The organism is Bradyrhizobium sp. SYSU BS000235 (genome assembly GCF_049747295.1).
Classification (GTDB): domain Bacteria; phylum Pseudomonadota; class Alphaproteobacteria; order Rhizobiales; family Xanthobacteraceae; genus Afipia.
Map to the genome: position 1 here is coordinate 1,026,135 of NZ_JBMHJM010000001.1, position 14,372 is coordinate 1,040,506.

General features: G+C 59.8%; 15 protein-coding genes. 5 read left to right on the forward strand and 10 right to left on the reverse strand.

Translation table 11 applies throughout. The features are described 5' to 3' along the window. Window positions 1-92: 92 nt before the first annotated feature. Window positions 93-1,049: a D-2-hydroxyacid dehydrogenase family protein gene (locus ACP0KA_RS04760; RefSeq protein WP_424627692.1), complete on the forward strand. Its 957-nt coding sequence runs from the start codon at window positions 93-95 to the stop codon at window positions 1,047-1,049. 79 nt (window positions 1,050-1,128) lie between these two features. On the opposite strand, the gene ACP0KA_RS04765 is transcribed toward ACP0KA_RS04760, so the two are convergent. Next, entirely contained in the window at window positions 1,129-2,307 is a 1,179-nt protein-coding gene (locus tag ACP0KA_RS04765) for a L,D-transpeptidase family protein (RefSeq protein WP_424631484.1), read from the reverse strand. Between the two features lie 672 nt (window positions 2,308-2,979). Between ACP0KA_RS04765 and ACP0KA_RS04770 the strand changes: the two genes are divergently transcribed. Continuing rightward, entirely contained in the window at window positions 2,980-3,939 is a 960-nt protein-coding gene (locus tag ACP0KA_RS04770) for a hypothetical protein (protein ID WP_424627693.1), read from the forward strand. 1 nt (window position 3,940) lies between these two features. Here the strand turns inward: ACP0KA_RS04770 and sseA are convergent, their stop codons facing one another. From sseA to ACP0KA_RS04785, 3 genes are all read right to left on the reverse strand, one after another. Next, on the reverse strand, window positions 3,941-4,789 hold the full coding sequence (gene sseA, locus ACP0KA_RS04775) for a 3-mercaptopyruvate sulfurtransferase (RefSeq protein ID WP_424627694.1): 849 nt from the start codon (window positions 4,787-4,789) through the stop codon (window positions 3,941-3,943). A 3-nt stretch (window positions 4,790-4,792) separates the two neighbouring features. Further along, the gene (locus ACP0KA_RS04780) at window positions 4,793-5,221 is read right to left on the reverse strand and encodes a rhodanese-like domain-containing protein (RefSeq protein WP_424627695.1); all 429 of its coding nucleotides are present in this window, start codon (window positions 5,219-5,221) and stop codon (window positions 4,793-4,795) included. 278 nt (window positions 5,222-5,499) lie between these two features. Further along, on the reverse strand, window positions 5,500-6,675 hold the full coding sequence (locus ACP0KA_RS04785; protein ID WP_424627696.1) for a vWA domain-containing protein: 1,176 nt from the start codon (window positions 6,673-6,675) through the stop codon (window positions 5,500-5,502). Window positions 6,676-6,923: 248 nt separating this feature from the next. On the opposite strand from ACP0KA_RS04785, the gene ACP0KA_RS04790 reads away from it, so the two are divergent. Beyond that, window positions 6,924-7,178: a GlsB/YeaQ/YmgE family stress response membrane protein gene (locus ACP0KA_RS04790; protein ID WP_424627697.1), complete on the forward strand. Its 255-nt coding sequence runs from the start codon at window positions 6,924-6,926 to the stop codon at window positions 7,176-7,178. 105 nt (window positions 7,179-7,283) lie between these two features. After that, window positions 7,284-8,126 carry an AAA family ATPase gene (locus ACP0KA_RS04795; RefSeq protein WP_424627698.1) on the forward strand — a complete coding sequence of 281 codons (843 nt, stop codon included), beginning with the start codon at window positions 7,284-7,286 and terminating at the stop codon, window positions 8,124-8,126. A gap of 87 nt (window positions 8,127-8,213) precedes the next feature. Here the strand turns inward: ACP0KA_RS04795 and ACP0KA_RS04800 are convergent, their stop codons facing one another. From ACP0KA_RS04800 to ACP0KA_RS04820, 5 genes are all read right to left on the reverse strand, one after another. Next, entirely contained in the window at window positions 8,214-8,804 is a 591-nt protein-coding gene (locus ACP0KA_RS04800) for a GNAT family N-acetyltransferase (RefSeq protein ID WP_424627699.1), read from the reverse strand. Window positions 8,805-8,812: 8 nt separating this feature from the next. Beyond that, window positions 8,813-9,742: an SMP-30/gluconolactonase/LRE family protein gene (locus ACP0KA_RS04805; RefSeq protein ID WP_424627700.1), complete on the reverse strand. Its 930-nt coding sequence runs from the start codon at window positions 9,740-9,742 to the stop codon at window positions 8,813-8,815. A 111-nt stretch (window positions 9,743-9,853) separates the two neighbouring features. After that, on the reverse strand, window positions 9,854-10,810 hold the full coding sequence (locus ACP0KA_RS04810) for an ornithine cyclodeaminase family protein (RefSeq protein WP_424627701.1): 957 nt from the start codon (window positions 10,808-10,810) through the stop codon (window positions 9,854-9,856). Window positions 10,811-10,817: 7 nt separating this feature from the next. Then, window positions 10,818-11,210 carry a GIY-YIG nuclease family protein gene (locus ACP0KA_RS04815; RefSeq protein WP_424627702.1) on the reverse strand — a complete coding sequence of 131 codons (393 nt, stop codon included), beginning with the start codon at window positions 11,208-11,210 and terminating at the stop codon, window positions 10,818-10,820. Further along, window positions 11,207-11,560: a hypothetical protein gene (locus tag ACP0KA_RS04820; RefSeq protein WP_424627703.1), complete on the reverse strand. Its 354-nt coding sequence runs from the start codon at window positions 11,558-11,560 to the stop codon at window positions 11,207-11,209. The genes ACP0KA_RS04815 and ACP0KA_RS04820 overlap by 4 nt, the downstream gene beginning before the upstream one ends. 278 nt (window positions 11,561-11,838) lie before the next feature. Here ACP0KA_RS04820 and ACP0KA_RS04825 point away from each other — a divergent pair, with 278 nt between their 5' ends. Further along, the gene (locus tag ACP0KA_RS04825) at window positions 11,839-12,714 is read left to right on the forward strand and encodes a dihydrodipicolinate synthase family protein (RefSeq protein WP_424627704.1); all 876 of its coding nucleotides are present in this window, start codon (window positions 11,839-11,841) and stop codon (window positions 12,712-12,714) included. 3 nt (window positions 12,715-12,717) lie between these two features. Here the strand turns inward: ACP0KA_RS04825 and ACP0KA_RS04830 are convergent, their stop codons facing one another. After that, window positions 12,718-14,295 carry an adenylate/guanylate cyclase domain-containing protein gene (locus ACP0KA_RS04830; RefSeq protein WP_424627705.1) on the reverse strand — a complete coding sequence of 526 codons (1,578 nt, stop codon included), beginning with the start codon at window positions 14,293-14,295 and terminating at the stop codon, window positions 12,718-12,720. Window positions 14,296-14,372: the final 77 nt, after the last annotated feature.

Genomic DNA, 14,372 nt, shown 5'->3' on the forward strand with positions numbered 1-14,372 from the left:
GCTTGCGCGGAGAGCGATGGCGCGCGACCATGTCGTCTACGGGCAGCCCTTTCAGCCTGCCTTTTCAGCAAGACTTGTAGATTTGAGGACGCATGAAACATCGCTGCGCGATTCTTGACGATTATCAGAACGTTGCCTTGAAGCTGGCCGATTGGTCGCCGCTCAAGGACAAGGTCGATATCACCGTGTTCGACAAGCCGTTCGCCTCGTCCGAGGAGGCTGTCCGCGCGTTACAGGACTTTCAAATCGTCTGCGCGATGCGTGAACGCACCGGTTTCGGACGCGACGTCCTGAACGCGCTGCCAAACCTCAAACTGCTGTTGACGTCGGGCATGCGCAATGCCGCCTTCGACATGGAGACGGCCAAGGAACGCGGCATCGTGGTCTGCGGCACAGGGACGACCGGCAACCCGACCGCCGGGCTGACCATCGGCCTGATGCTGGACCTCACCCGCAAAATTGGTTTCGAGAACGCCCGCATGCATGCCGGCGAACCGTGGCAGGTCACCGTCGGCGAAGATGTGGAAGGCCGGACTCTTGGGATCGTCGGCCTCGGAAAGCTCGGCACCAAGGTCGCAACGATTGCCAAGGCGCTCGGAATGAATGTCATGGCCTGGAGTACCAACCTCACGCCGGAAGCCTGCGCGGCCGCGGGCGTGACCTATGCCACCAAGGAAGAATTGTTCGCCAAAGCCGACGTCATCACCATCCATGTGATCCTCAGCAAACGTTCGCGTGGACTGATCACGGCTGACGACCTCGCACGGATGAAACCGACATCGTACCTGATCAACACCGCTCGCGGACCGATCGTCGATGAAGACGCGTTGCTGAAAGCACTGCAGAATAAGAAGATTGCCGGCGCGGGGCTCGATACATTTTCGCAAGAGCCACTGCCGGTGGATCATCCGCTGCGCAAGCTCGATAACGTGGTGCTGACCCCGCACCTGGGCTACGTGACCGAAGAGAACTATCGCCACTACTACCGCGACATGGTCGAAGATATTGCGGGATGGCTCGACGGCAAACCTGTACGCGTGATGGGCTGACGCCGGCGCGAGGCAAACAAAAGACATAACAAAAAGGCCGGGCAAGCCCGGCCTTTTCACATTCAGAACGAAAGAGCGTTTAGCGCACCGTGACCGGTGCAGGCAGCGGCGGCACAACCGTCGGCCCCTGGTTAGGGACTCCAACCGGTGCACGTCCGACCGCACCCTCGGCATTCGCCATTGGCGACGGGGCTGCCGCGGGCTGCGCCGAAGCCGTCACTTCCGGCGGCTTGCCACCCGGAAGCACCACCACGCGCGTTCCCACCTTCACGCGGTCGAACAGGTCGGTGACGTCTTCGTTGAGCATGCCGATGCAGCCCGACGACACGAACTTGCCGATGGTCGACGGCTGATTGGTGCCGTGGATGCGGTAAACCGTATTGCCCAGATACATCGCGCGCGCGCCGAGCGGGTTGCCGTCACCGCCGGCCATGAAGCGCGGCAGATAAGGCTGGCGCTCAATCATTTCCGCAGGCGGATGCCAGTCCGGCCACTCGGCCTTGCGGGTGATCTTCTGCACGCCGGTCCAGGTGAATCCGTCGCGGCCGACACGGACGCCGTAGCGGATCGCACGACCGCCACCCAACACGTAGTAGAGCAGCGTATTCGGCGTATCGACGATAATCGTGCCCGGTGGCTCCTTGGTCTGGAAGGAAACCTCCTGCCGGCGCAGGCGTGGCTCGAGTTCCTGGCGTGGCCCGGTCTCCGGCTGATCGTCAGGCGGCAGCGCGGACAGCGTCGCCGGCTGACCACCCTGAGGTGGCATGGCAGCCGAACGGCCATCGATCGCACCCGGCGGACGCATGCCCCGGTCCTGGTCGCTGTAGTTGTTGCCCTGCGGCGCGCGCTCTTCCGTGTAGATCGGAGCCGGCCCGCGGTCGGAATAGGTCTGCTGCGGCGGCGCCATCGGGCGGCCATAGCGCGGATCATCCGGCGACATCACCGGGCCGAGCGCCATATTGTCCTGTGGCGGAAGCGAGCGCTGCTGATAGGCCTGTTGCGGTGGGCCCGGCTGCTGATAGCCCGGTGGCGAAAGCGCCGCTGAACCCTGGCCCCGCGCATCGTCGTCATTGAGACGGTCAAAATCGGGCGCGCCGCGGCCACCGGCGTCGGGAAGCCCATAAGGCGCCGGCCGAACCGGCTCGGAATAGCCCGGAGGCGGCGGATAAGACTGCGCCACGGCCACATGTGACCCGGCGACGCTGGCCGCAAAAGCCGCCAAAACCACCGCCGAAACCGTTGAAAGGCGATTGAACATCATGCCCCTTACTTTAGTGCTGACCCGCCACCGCATCGTTAACGCCAGATCGCTCACGATAGCGGCGCATTCAAGACATTTTTGCAAAAAACACCTTGGGAACACTGACTTTTTCGCGAGTTTCCGCAAGCCGTGACAAATCTGCCGCCTCGTGCGGCCGGTTCGGAAGTCCGCATTATTCGTGCGCCAAGTCTGGAATGCGGACTTCTAAACCAAAGCCACACGAGATCAATAACTTGCTAGCGCCCTTCGATTCCGGAATTCGCAAACAAAGCTGCAGCGGAATGATGCGAACTTCGGAATCAGGACTAGCGAAGCATCTGATACGGCGAAGTTTTCAGCAGCAGCCAATCACGATTGCGCTATTCTCTCGCCTGTTCCGATTCGCGGCACATGATTCTGTGCCGGTAGAGCTTTTGTGTCGCGTGACAAAGTGTTCGCGTTTGTAAGCGTTCGTTATGGCCCGATGACCTCGGCTGATTCGCTCGGCTAGTGGAGTGGATTTGACATTCGCACCTCACCTGCAGCGAGTTCGTCCAGCGAATGTCAAATCCAAAACTCCACTAGAAACTTATAATTGCTAGTGGTCCTCCGATTCTAACATTCGCAGGAAGTACCTGCCGAGACGGGATGCGAATGTTAGAATCGGACCACTAGGCAGGACACGAAGACATGCTCCCCGGAATCCGATTTATCTTCGTTACGGTCATCCTGTCGGCTTCGGTTCTGATCTTCGGCCTCAGCGCCGCAGCGCTGCTGCGCGCGTCTCATGAAGAATTTGCCACCCTGCCGTCGTGGCGCGTAGCGCAACCCCAGTTCCCCTCCGCTCCGGTCGAGACGACGACGCCGACGCTGGCTATGCTGCGGATAGAGACGCCGGAAGCGATTCAGCCGGACGTGACTGAAGAAAGTCCGGCTCCCGCACCGGGCTCGTTAGACGCAGACCTTAAAGCCCAGGATGTCGCGAAAGCCCAGGATGTCTCGGCTAAGCCGAATGTGACGACGCAGCCTCCCCCTCAGCTTGAGGAGACACCAGCTTCCGCCGAAAAGAGCGCCGATAGCGGCAGCCAGCCTGTTCCAGTCCCCCCGGATGTGCCTGCTCCGACCGCGGTCGCAGCCGCGCCGACGCCCACAATTGAAAAACAGGAAAACGGGGCTACGGATCCGACAGACTCCGGCTCGACGAATTCTGCCCCCGCTGCTTCTGAGGCTCAGGCAGATCCAACGAAGGCTGTTGAAACCAAATCTGACGGAGCTGAAGCGACGAGCACAAAGGTTGCCGAAGTCAAAGCACCCGAGCCCCAGGTATCCGAAAACAAGTCACCTGAAATCGATATACCCGACGTGATCGTCACCGCCGCGATTACAGCTGAGGTCAACGGTCATGAAATCAAGCTCAAGACGGTCAAGGTCCATGCAACCAAGTCGAAGACTGTGGCCAGGAAAAAGACCCGGTCTAGCATTTACGCTGTAGCTCAACGCCGGCGCGCTGCAGCACGCGCCCGTGCCATTGCCCGTGCAGAGGCCGCCCGGATTGCCCAGCAAAAATTCGTTGCAGTGGATCCTTTTACTGCGCTGTTCGGCATTCCGGCACAACCGTCTCAGGTCGTCCAGACGACCCCGCACCAATGAACTAGGCCGGCCCGGTGGCGACCACCGGCCCGTCGGGCAACCCCCACTCCGCCCAGGATCCATCATAAAGCGCGGTGTCGATCCCCAGGCGCGCCAGCGCCAACGAGATCGTTCCCGCCGTTACGCCGGAGCCGCATGACGTCACAATCGGCCGCTGCAGATCAACCTTTGCCCCGCCAAAGATCGCTTCCAACTGCTCAGACGATTTCATGGTCGCATCCGGATTGATCAAATCCGTGAACGGCACGTTGAGACTGCCCGGAATATGACCCGAACGACGCCCCGGCCAGGGCTCCGCCGCTGTGCCCGCGAAGCGCTCTTTCGCGCGTGCATCAACCACCTGCTCCATTGAGGTGCTGATATTCGCCAGCACCTGTGCGCGAGAGCGCACGCGGTTTTCGTTCAGATGGGAATGGTAGGCGGTCAAATGCGGTGTGGCCGGCTCGGCATCGACGGCATAACCGTCAGCGATCCACTTCTTCAGGCCACCGTCCAAAACCTTGACGCGCAGATGATTGAAGACACGGAACATCCACCATGCCCGCGGCGCGCCCATGTAGTCGCCGCGATCGTAAATCACGACGAGATGATCATTCTCGATGCCGAGCGCACCGACATCGCGTGCAAACTGCAAGGGCGTCGGCAGCATGTGCGGCAAAGAGCTGCCGTGATCCGCGATCGCGTCGACATCGAAAAACACCGCGCCGTGAATGTGCCGCTGCGCGTATTCCTCCGCCGCGGTGGGGGGCCGCATCGCCGGCATGCGGTATGAGGCATCGAGCAGGCGCAGGTCCGGGTCACCGAGGTGGTCGTGAAGCCACGCGGTGCTCACGAGAGGGTCATCAGTCATTGGTTAGTCCTTCTTGCGCGGCTCAACCTTTTCAACAGCACCGCCGGCTTCGCGCCACGCGGTGAAGCCGCCGCCGAGATGCGCCACCGGCGTCAAGCCCATATCCTGCGCGGCCTTGGCAGCCAGCGCGGAGCGCCAACCGGAAGCGCATTGAAATATGAACTTCTTGTCCTCCTGGAAGATCGGCTTGGCGTAGGGACTCTCGGGGTCGATCCAGAATTCCAGCATCCCGCGCGGGCAGTGAAACGAGCCGGGAATGCGCCCCTCGCGCTCGATCTCGCGCGGGTCGCGCAAGTCCACGATTACAACATCGCTAAGACCGACGCCGCCGTTCGGGAATTTCTCGACGGCCTCCGCTGCATTGATGGTCTCGATCTGCGCATTCGCCTCATCGAGAAGTTTCTTGTAACCGCGGTTGATGGTGGAGGGCATGGAAACTCCGGAAATAAGCGCCCTTCATCTGAAGGGACGCGGACCAGCGTAGCGAAGTCTTCGGTGAAAGGGCAATAAGCTTCCGGATCAAATGCCCGTTCCAGCCGACTAGTGGAGTGGATTTGACATTCGCTACCTGCCTTGCAGCAAGCTCTGGAAGCGAATGTCAAATCCAGAACTCCACTAGAATCTTATAGTTGCTAGTGGTCCTTTTGATTCTAACATTTGCTAACGCACCTGCCGAAACGGGATGCAAATGTTAGAATCGGACCACTAGATCAGCGGGTCAATTCCCGCATGGCGCCCTCGAGCCCTTCGAGGGTGAGCGGGAACATACGCTCCGTGAACAGCTTGCGGATGATCGTGGTCGATTCCGAATAGTCCCAGTGCTTGCGGGCGACCGGATTGAGCCAGACCGCATGCGGATAGGTCCGCGTGACACGGTCCAGCCAGATCGAACCCGCCTCCTCGTTGACGTGCTCGACCGAACCGCCTGGAACGACGATTTCGTATGGTGACATTGACGCATCGCCGACAAAGATCACCTTATAGTCGTGTGGATATTTATGAAGGATATCCCAGGTCGGCGTCCGATCGCTGAAGCGGCGCTTGTTGTTCTTCCACACGCCCTCATAGAGGCAGTTGTGGAAGTAGAAATACTCCATGTGCTTGAACTCGGTCTTGGCCGCCGAGAACAGCTCTTCGACCTGCGCGATGTGACCGTCCATCGAGCCGCCGATGTCGAAGAAGATCAGGACCTTCACCGCGTTGCGCCGTTCGGGCCGCATATGCACATCGAGATAGCCGTGGTTCGCGGTTTCGCGAATCGTGGTGTCGAGGTCGAGTTCATCAGGCGAACCGGTCCGCGCAAACTTGCGCAGGCGGCGCAGCGCGACCTTGATGTTGCGGATGCCAAGCTCGACGTTGCCGTCGAGGTCCTTGAATTCGCGACGGTCCCACACCTTCACAGCACTGAAATTGCGGTTCTTCTCCTGCCCGATACGTACACCCTCAGGGTTGTAGCCGTAGGCACCGAACGGCGATGTGCCGGCGGTGCCAATCCACTTGTTGCCGCCCTGGTGCCGCTTCTTCTGTTCCTCGAGCCGCTTGCGGAGCGTCTCCATGAGCTTGTCCCAGCCCATGGCCTCGATCTGCTTCTTTTCTTCCTCGGTGAGGTATTTCTCCGCGAGCTTCTTCAACCACTCTGCCGGAATGTCGGCCTTCTCCATGGCATCGAGCAGGTTCTCGAGCCCTTTGAAGGTGGCGCCGAACACACGGTCGAACTTGTCGAGATTGCGCTCGTCCTTCACCAGCGAAGCTCGCGCCAGATAGTAGAAATGCTCCACGCTCTGGTCGGCGAGGTTGGCGTCGAGCGCCTCCATCAGCGTCAGATATTCACGGAGCGTGACCGGCACCTGCGCGTCGCGCAGCGATGTGAAAAATTGCAGGAACATAAGCCCTAATGTGCCCGCGCCCGCGCATCCGTCAAGGGTTCGCGCCAGGGGACCGAGCCTGAAAGCAGGACTGCATTGCAGGCTTGCGGCCGCGAATGAGGCTGGTGGCGGCCTAGACCACCCAGTGATTTCAACTAAACTGCCGTTTGACGCCCAGGACGCATCCAAACCGGATGGTTCACGGCGTTGACAGGGTCACGCGGCACTCGAGACTGAGAGTCGCAGCGTTTAAAACAGGGGGTTCGTTCATGGGTATTGAATCCATCATCGTTTGGCTCATTGTCGGTGCGATCGCAGGCTGGCTCGCCGGGCTCATTGTCAAAGGTGCGGGCTTCGGGCTGCTCGGCAACATCGTGATCGGCATTATTGGCGCTGTGGTTGCCGGCTGGCTGTTGCCGCAACTCGGCGTCCACCTCGGCACCGGGATCATCCGCGCCATCATCAACGCGGCAATCGGCGGTGTCATCGTCCTCGTCATTCTCTCATTGATCCGGCGTGCGTGACACTCTAAGCGATTTTTGGGACGACCGCTGATGAGGCGGTCGTCTCTTGTTTGAAACGGCGACGGCATTTACGTCCAACGAAGACATCACAAGGCAAACTTCTCGATGAAATTTACCGGCACTCAAAATTACGTCGCCACCGATGATCTGAAGGTCGCGGTCAATGCTGCGATCGTGCTCGAACGTCCGCTGCTCGTGAAGGGTGAGCCCGGCACCGGCAAGACCGTACTGGCCGAGGAAGTCGCGAAGGCTCTCAATGCACCCCTGCTGACCTGGCACATCAAGTCCACCACCAAGGCACAACAGGGCTTGTACGAATACGATGCGGTATCGCGCCTGCGCGACAGCCAGCTCGGCGATCCCCGCGTGTCGGACATTTCGAACTACATCAAGCGCGGCAAACTGTGGGACGCCTTCACCAGCGACCAGCGCCCTGTGCTGCTGATCGACGAGATCGACAAAGCCGATATCGAGTTTCCGAACGATTTGCTGCTCGAACTCGACCGGATGGAATTCCACGTCTACGAGACCGGCGAGACCATCAAAGCCGCCAAGCGCCCGATCGTGATGATCACTTCCAACAACGAGAAGGAATTGCCGGACGCATTCCTGCGCCGCTGCTTCTTCCACTATATCAAGTTCCCCGACGCCGACACCATGAGCGCGATCGTCGACGTGCACTTCCCCGGCATCAAGAAGCGCCTGGTCGAGGAAGCACTCCGCATCTTCTTCGAAGTGCGCGACGTGCCGGGCCTGAAAAAGAAGCCGTCAACCTCGGAACTGCTCGACTGGCTCAAGCTGTTGTTGAACGAAGAGATGACACCGGAAACGCTGCGCGAGCGCGATCCTCGCAAATTGATCCCGCCGCTTCACGGTGCACTGCTCAAGAACGAACAGGACGTACACCTGTTTGAAAGGCTGGCGTTTCTGAGCCGCCGCGAAGTCTGAGCGCCGTCAGCCTCAAGATGTGTCGCTGTCATGGCCGGGCTTGTCCCGGCCATTTTTCTTTTAGAGCGACTGAACGTGTTGGCTGCCTTAGCGCTGGCGTTCCAGCTGAAACGTCAGATGCGTCTTCGCAGTCGGCCATTCGCCGGCGATGATGCTGTAAACCACCGTATCCCGCAGCGTCCCGTTCGGAGAAATCTGATGGCTGCGCAGCACACCATCGAGCTTGGCGCCGAGCCGCTCGATTCCCCGACGGCTTTGGTGATTGAAGAAATGGGTGCGGAATTCAACGGCGATGCAATCCAGCTTCTCAAAAGCATGGGTCAGCAATAGCAACTTGCACTGGGTGTTGAGCGGCGTGCGCTGGACGCGCGCGGCATACCAGGTCGATCCGATCTCGACGCGGCGGTTTGGCGCATCAACGTTCATATAAGTCGTCATGCCGGCGATGCGGCCATTTGCGTCGAAGACGGTGAACGGCAGCATCGCGCCGGCCGCCTGCAGACCGAGCCGCCGCTCGATCTCCTTCCCCATATCCTCTGGACGTGGGATGAAGGTGTACCAGAGTTTCCAAAGCTCGCCGTCCTTCACAGCCTCGACAAGGCCGTCATGATGCGACGAAGACAGCTGCTCCAGGCGCGCATGAGCGCCTGCGAGCGTGACGGGAGCAAGCCAGGTCATTGGTACTCCTACTTGTTGAGGAAGTTCAGCGGCAGCCCGCCACGCGGCCAATCCATCGCCACCAGCTCACCCTTGCCGGACAGAGTGATGTAGGCCGTCTTCAACTCCGGCCCGCCGAATGCGATGTTGGTGGTGACGTGATCACCGGTCGGCACCTGCTCGACGAGATTTCCATCGGGCGCGATCACCGAAATGCATCCTGATATCAGCGTCGCCACACAGACATTCCCCGAAGCTTCGACCGCAAGCGAATCGAACATCTGGTATCCGCCAAGGCCCGCAAGCGGCCTGCCGATCTCGCCGCGATAAATCACCGGGCCCGGCTTGATCTCACCGGGCGCACCGACGTCAAACGCCCACAGACGCGACGTCGGCGTCTCTGCCACATAGACCGTCTTTTCATCCGGCGAGAGCCCAATTCCATTAGCTGGAAGCATCGCGGGCACCGCTTCAACAAGCTCGGTCGCGCCCGGCTTCATGTAATAGACCGCACCGACATCCATGTCGCGGGCGCGGCGCTTGCCGAGATCGCTGAACCAGAGCCCGCCCTGCTTGTCGAACACCAGATCATTCGGGCCGTTCAGCTTGCGGTCGCCGCAGCGTTCGAACAGGGTTTCGATCTTACCGGTCGCGAGATCGATGCGCTGAAGTGAACCACCGAGATATTCGGACGGCGCAGGTGCACCGGGCATCAGGGCACCACGCCCCTGCGACCAGCTGAAGCCGCCATTGTTGCAGATATAACATTTTCCGTCGGGCCCCATGGCAGCGCCATTCGGACCGCCGGGAATCTTCGCCACGGTCTCCTTCCGGCCATCCGGATAAACGCGTGTCAGCTTCTGCGCGCGGATTTCCACCAGCACTACCGAGCCATCGGGCATCACCACCGGCCCTTCCGGAAACTCGAGACCGGTTGCGATGATGCGAAGCTTTGACATGAAGACCTCCGGGATTTTCTTATTGATGCTCACGAATTCGGTGACGGCAAACCTATCGCGCGATTTGCGCAATAGCCAGCACGCTCACGCAACTCAGTTCTGTTCGTAATTCTATTTGCCGATGAAGTCCTGGTACACGAGCGCAGCCGCCGCGATGTCAGACAAGGCATGGCCGACGGCCTTGAACACCGTGATCTCGTTGTCGCTTCCCCTGCCCTTACGCTCGCCGCGGCAAAGCTGCGCCAGCGATCCGGCAATATCGTCCGGCGTGATCACGCCATTTCGGATCGGGTCCAGCAATTCGCCGGATTCCTTCAGCCCATCCATGGTATCGACATAGACCCGCCCTCGCCGGAAGACATCATCGTCGGCCTCCCGCATGAACGGCGTGAAGCTGCCGATCAGGTCAAGGTGTGTGCCCGGCTTCAACCATTCACCCTTGATGATCGGCGTGGTCGCGAGCGTCGCGCAACTGACGATGTCAGCCTCCTTGACGGCCTGCTCCAGGTCGGGCGCGACATAGGCGTCGATCCCTTCTGCCCGGAGCGATTGAACAAGGCGCTCCGCGCCAGGTGGATTGACGTTCCAGACCGCAACCTGGGTGATCGGCCGCACCGCGCGAAATGCATCCGCCGCGAGGCTCGCAATACGGCCCGAACCAGCAATCAAAAGCTTCGACGCTTTTTTCCGTGCCAGGAAGTCCGCACCGAGCGCGGCAATACCAACCGTCCGGCGCGAGGTGATCTCATTGCCGTCAATCAGCGCCAGGTGCTGTCCGGATGGGCCATCGCAAAGCAGATAGCTCGAGAACAGTCCCGGCAGATGTCGCTTCCCATTCTCGGGAAAGATCGTGACGATCTTGATCCCTAGGAATTCCTGCCGCCAGGCCGGCATAATCAGCACGGTCGCCGTCGAACCGTCCGGCTGCGGAATGAAATGATGATGGCGCACCGGCACATCCGCGCCCACGGTAAACGCTTCGCGCAAGGCCGGGATCAGGCGATCAAACGGCAGGCTCGCGCGGGTTCGGGCGGCATCGACGATGAGCGGGGACGGTGTGGGATTCATGGTGCACTCATTTTATTCTTGCGACTTCGCTGCTGGCTCTTGCGCGAATGCCGTCCATTAATTGCTTGCGGAAGATGCGATCGCGCTTGAGATACCACTCCCGGCTCATCGCCTCGTTGCGCGTCGCGAAAGATTCCGTGTGCAGCAAAATCCAGACCCGGCCGCGGGTGGAGCGGGCGCCCACCCCGGTATTATGCTGATCGAGCCGCCGCGCAACATCATTTGTCCAGCCGACATAGGAGATGTAGCGGCCCTTATGAAAGCTGCCGAGCACATAGACGAAACTCTGCTCGCCCGCCGGCTTTTTAGGACCGCGCGGCGTGACCGTCTTGCGCTTCGCAATTGTCTTCGAGGCCACGTTCGGCGTGCGAGGCGTTTTCGGCGGCACCGCACCCGTCATTTGGCAGCCGGCTCCTTGGCGGAGGGCTTGTGTGTCTCCGCTGGCTTCTTCTCTAACGTATGGACCTGGCTCTGCAACTGTTCGACCGTCTTCTGCAAGCCGATCACAGTCGCCTTCAGCGCATCGATTTGCCGGTTGGCGGCATCGATCTTCTGCTGGCTGTCAAGCGCAGCCTTGGTCATCGTTGTCTTCAGAAAGTTGATGTTGCTTTGCAGGCAGCTGGTGCGCCGCTCCATGGTTTTCTCGGCCGTACAGATCTCGATGCCGACCACGTCCTGCGCGAATGCCGTGCCCGTCGCGCCCATCAGAACCGCGACGACAAGGGCCAGTCTCGTTTTGCGTGTGCTCATCACGGTGTTCTCACCTTGCTTCAGCGATTTGTCTCAAAACGTGACGACGCGGCCGCCGGATTTTAAGTTTTGGAACACGACCGGAACGAAACACGTCCGAATCAGCGATTCATAACATGCCCGACTCAATCATCCTCGATATCTTGTGTCGCACGGTTAGCCGTTGCCAATATCAAGCATCACGAATTGTCCGGTAACCGCAAGATGTGCTTCAATCGTTAACATCTCCCCGAAATAAATCGTCCGCGATTTTCATAACCCAAAGGATGACCGAACCGATGTCCGACTTGCGTGGTGTCATGCCCTACCTGGTGTCTCCGATCACACAGGACGGAACGATCAAGACGGATATCCTTGGCCGGCTGTGCGACGATCTCATTGGCAAGGGGGTCCATGGCTTGACCCCGCTCGGCTCGACCGGCGAGTTCGCCTATCTCGGCCCCGAGCAGCGAGTCGCCGTGGTCTCGGCGACGATCGAAGCCGCGGCACGGCGCGTTCCGGTTATCGCAGGCGTCGCCTCAACGTCGACAGCTGACGCCGTTGCACAAGCGAAGGCACATCAGCGGCGCGGAGCCGATGGCATCCTGGCGATTTTGGAGTCCTATTTTCCGGTCAAGGACGCACAGGTCGAAGCTTACTTCCGCGCAATTGCCGATGCGGTCGACATCCCGGTCGTGATCTACACCAACCCGCAATTTCAGCGCTCGGACCTGACGCTGGACGTCATCTCGCGGCTCGCGGAGCATCCTCGTATTCAGTACATCAAGGATGCGTCCAACAATACAGGCCGGCTGCTCTCGATCATGAATCGTTGCGGCGATGCCTTACGTGTGTTCGCCGCGTCCGCTCACATTCCAGCGGCTGTGATGCTGATCGGGGGTGTCGGCTGGATGGCCGGCCCGGCCTGCATCGTGCCGCAGGAGAGCGTAAAGCTGTACGAACTGTGTCAGGCTAAGCGATGGGATGAGGCGATGGCGCTGCAGCGCAAGCTCTGGCACGTCAACGAAGCCTTCGCGCGCTTCAATCTTGCCGCCTGCATCAAAGCAGGTCTGGACATCCAGGGATACGCGGTCGGAGACCCAGTTCCGCCACAGGCGCCATTGACCGCCGACGAGCGCAAGGTTGTCGAAGGAGTATTGCGGGCATTGGCATAACACCTACCCCTCCGCTTTCCCCTCACGCTTTTCCAGCGCGGCCATGGCATCCGCAAGGATCGCACGCACGCGCTCCGCCTCTTTCGCATCGATCAGCGATGGATCGAGATAGAAATCGAGACCCGGCATGCGCTCGACCACCACCTCGCCCTTGTCGCCCGACGCACCGAGGAGATTGTCGACGGCATAAGGGATGACCTCGCGGCTGATCCCCTTCATGGTGATCGCCGGCAACGGATGCGCAGCGACCACATCGCTGACCAGCGCAAAGGTCTCGTAGCTGATCACGATGCGCCCAGGCTCAGCGATACTTTGCAACCGTGCAGCCAAGTTCGCTTCTGCACCGATGATCGTATAATCCATGCGATCGACGCTGCCGAAATTGCCGACATTGCAATATCCGGAATTAATGCCCATTCGGGTCTTGAATGGCTGCTCGATGCCCTCCGAGCGCCATTTTGCATTCAACTCGACCAGGCGGCGCTGCATCTCCCACGCCATCCGCAGACAGGCCTGCGCGTCCAGCCGCTCGCCTTTGGTTTCGGGATCCCCGAAGAAGATCAACATCGCGTCGCCGATGAACTTGTCGATCGTGCCGCCATGAGCGAGCGCGATGACAGACATCTCCGTGAAATACTCGTTGAGCAGCTGCGTGATCTGCTCCGGCTGCAGCCGTTCCGTGGTCGCCGTAAAATTCTGGATATCGGAGAAGAAGATCGTCAGCTTCTTGCGTTCGGTGTGAATGACAACGTCCTTCTGGCCGCTGAAGATGCTCTTGTAGATCTGCGGAGAAATGTAGCGCGAAATCTTCATCGACAACGATGCAAGGAAGTCGTTGTTGGATTCCAGCTCACGATTCATGTTTTGGATCTGCAGTGCCTGACGACGCTGCATGCCCAGGAAGGACAGTCCGCTTACGGCCGCCAGCGCAAAGTAGGCAAGCAGATATTTGAAGGAGAAGATATTGGCCGCGATGGGCTGGGTGATCATGACTTCCTGGATGCCGCGCACATCGCCCACCTTCCAGTCCTGCTTGGGACTTTCGGGGTGAACGTTGTGACAGCTCACGCACGCTGAGCCCATGATCACCGGCGCAACGAGCCGCACGCTGTCGCTCAGCAATGAGCGGGTGGCATCCTCGATCCTTTGATCCGGATTGGCCCGCAAGCTTTCCAGAGCCTTTCGCTCGAACTCGTCAAGCTGATGCGGCGCACGATTCTTGAACGGATAGTCGGACACAAACCGGTAGGTAATATTCTGCTGCTGTTCGCTGATGACCCGCCCGAGTTCAAGCGACAACGTTGCCGGAATGGGCACGGCGCCCGGCACCGACTCATAATTATGGATGACCTGAGTTGAGCCGGGATGAGCCAGAATGCGGCCGACGACATTCCTGCCGTAATAGCCGCGCACGCTGGTCACGAGCGAATTGAGGTCTGTCGCCTGGCGGCGCAGCGCCGCCTCCGCGAGGTTGGTGAGATCCAGCCAGACCGCAACCGGCAGCAATGCGAGCAATATGCCGATCACAAAGCCGGTCAATATGCCGCGTGAACGCAGGTTTTCAGGATTTGTCTTGTCCAATGGATTGCCCCCGCTCCTCAAGCGCCCCAACTGTAATACAGGTCTGGGAAACAATGATAGCGGCGGGCGATTATGCT

Coding starts and splice junctions, on each gene's coding strand:
- ACP0KA_RS04760 (WP_424627692.1), top strand. CDS start 93: ATGAAACATCGCTGCGCGATTCTTGACGATTATCAGAACGTTGCCTTG.
- ACP0KA_RS04765 (WP_424631484.1), bottom strand. CDS start 2,307: ATGTTCAATCGCCTTTCAACGGTTTCGGCGGTGGTTTTGGCGGCTTTT.
- ACP0KA_RS04770 (WP_424627693.1), top strand. CDS start 2,980: ATGCTCCCCGGAATCCGATTTATCTTCGTTACGGTCATCCTGTCGGCT.
- sseA (WP_424627694.1), bottom strand. CDS start 4,789: ATGACTGATGACCCTCTCGTGAGCACCGCGTGGCTTCACGACCACCTC.
- ACP0KA_RS04780 (WP_424627695.1), bottom strand. CDS start 5,221: ATGCCCTCCACCATCAACCGCGGTTACAAGAAACTTCTCGATGAGGCG.
- ACP0KA_RS04785 (WP_424627696.1), bottom strand. CDS start 6,675: ATGTTCCTGCAATTTTTCACATCGCTGCGCGACGCGCAGGTGCCGGTC.
- ACP0KA_RS04790 (WP_424627697.1), top strand. CDS start 6,924: ATGGGTATTGAATCCATCATCGTTTGGCTCATTGTCGGTGCGATCGCA.
- ACP0KA_RS04795 (WP_424627698.1), top strand. CDS start 7,284: ATGAAATTTACCGGCACTCAAAATTACGTCGCCACCGATGATCTGAAG.
- ACP0KA_RS04800 (WP_424627699.1), bottom strand. CDS start 8,804: ATGACCTGGCTTGCTCCCGTCACGCTCGCAGGCGCTCATGCGCGCCTG.
- ACP0KA_RS04805 (WP_424627700.1), bottom strand. CDS start 9,742: ATGTCAAAGCTTCGCATCATCGCAACCGGTCTCGAGTTTCCGGAAGGG.
- ACP0KA_RS04810 (WP_424627701.1), bottom strand. CDS start 10,810: ATGAATCCCACACCGTCCCCGCTCATCGTCGATGCCGCCCGAACCCGC.
- ACP0KA_RS04815 (WP_424627702.1), bottom strand. CDS start 11,210: ATGACGGGTGCGGTGCCGCCGAAAACGCCTCGCACGCCGAACGTGGCC.
- ACP0KA_RS04820 (WP_424627703.1), bottom strand. CDS start 11,560: ATGAGCACACGCAAAACGAGACTGGCCCTTGTCGTCGCGGTTCTGATG.
- ACP0KA_RS04825 (WP_424627704.1), top strand. CDS start 11,839: ATGTCCGACTTGCGTGGTGTCATGCCCTACCTGGTGTCTCCGATCACA.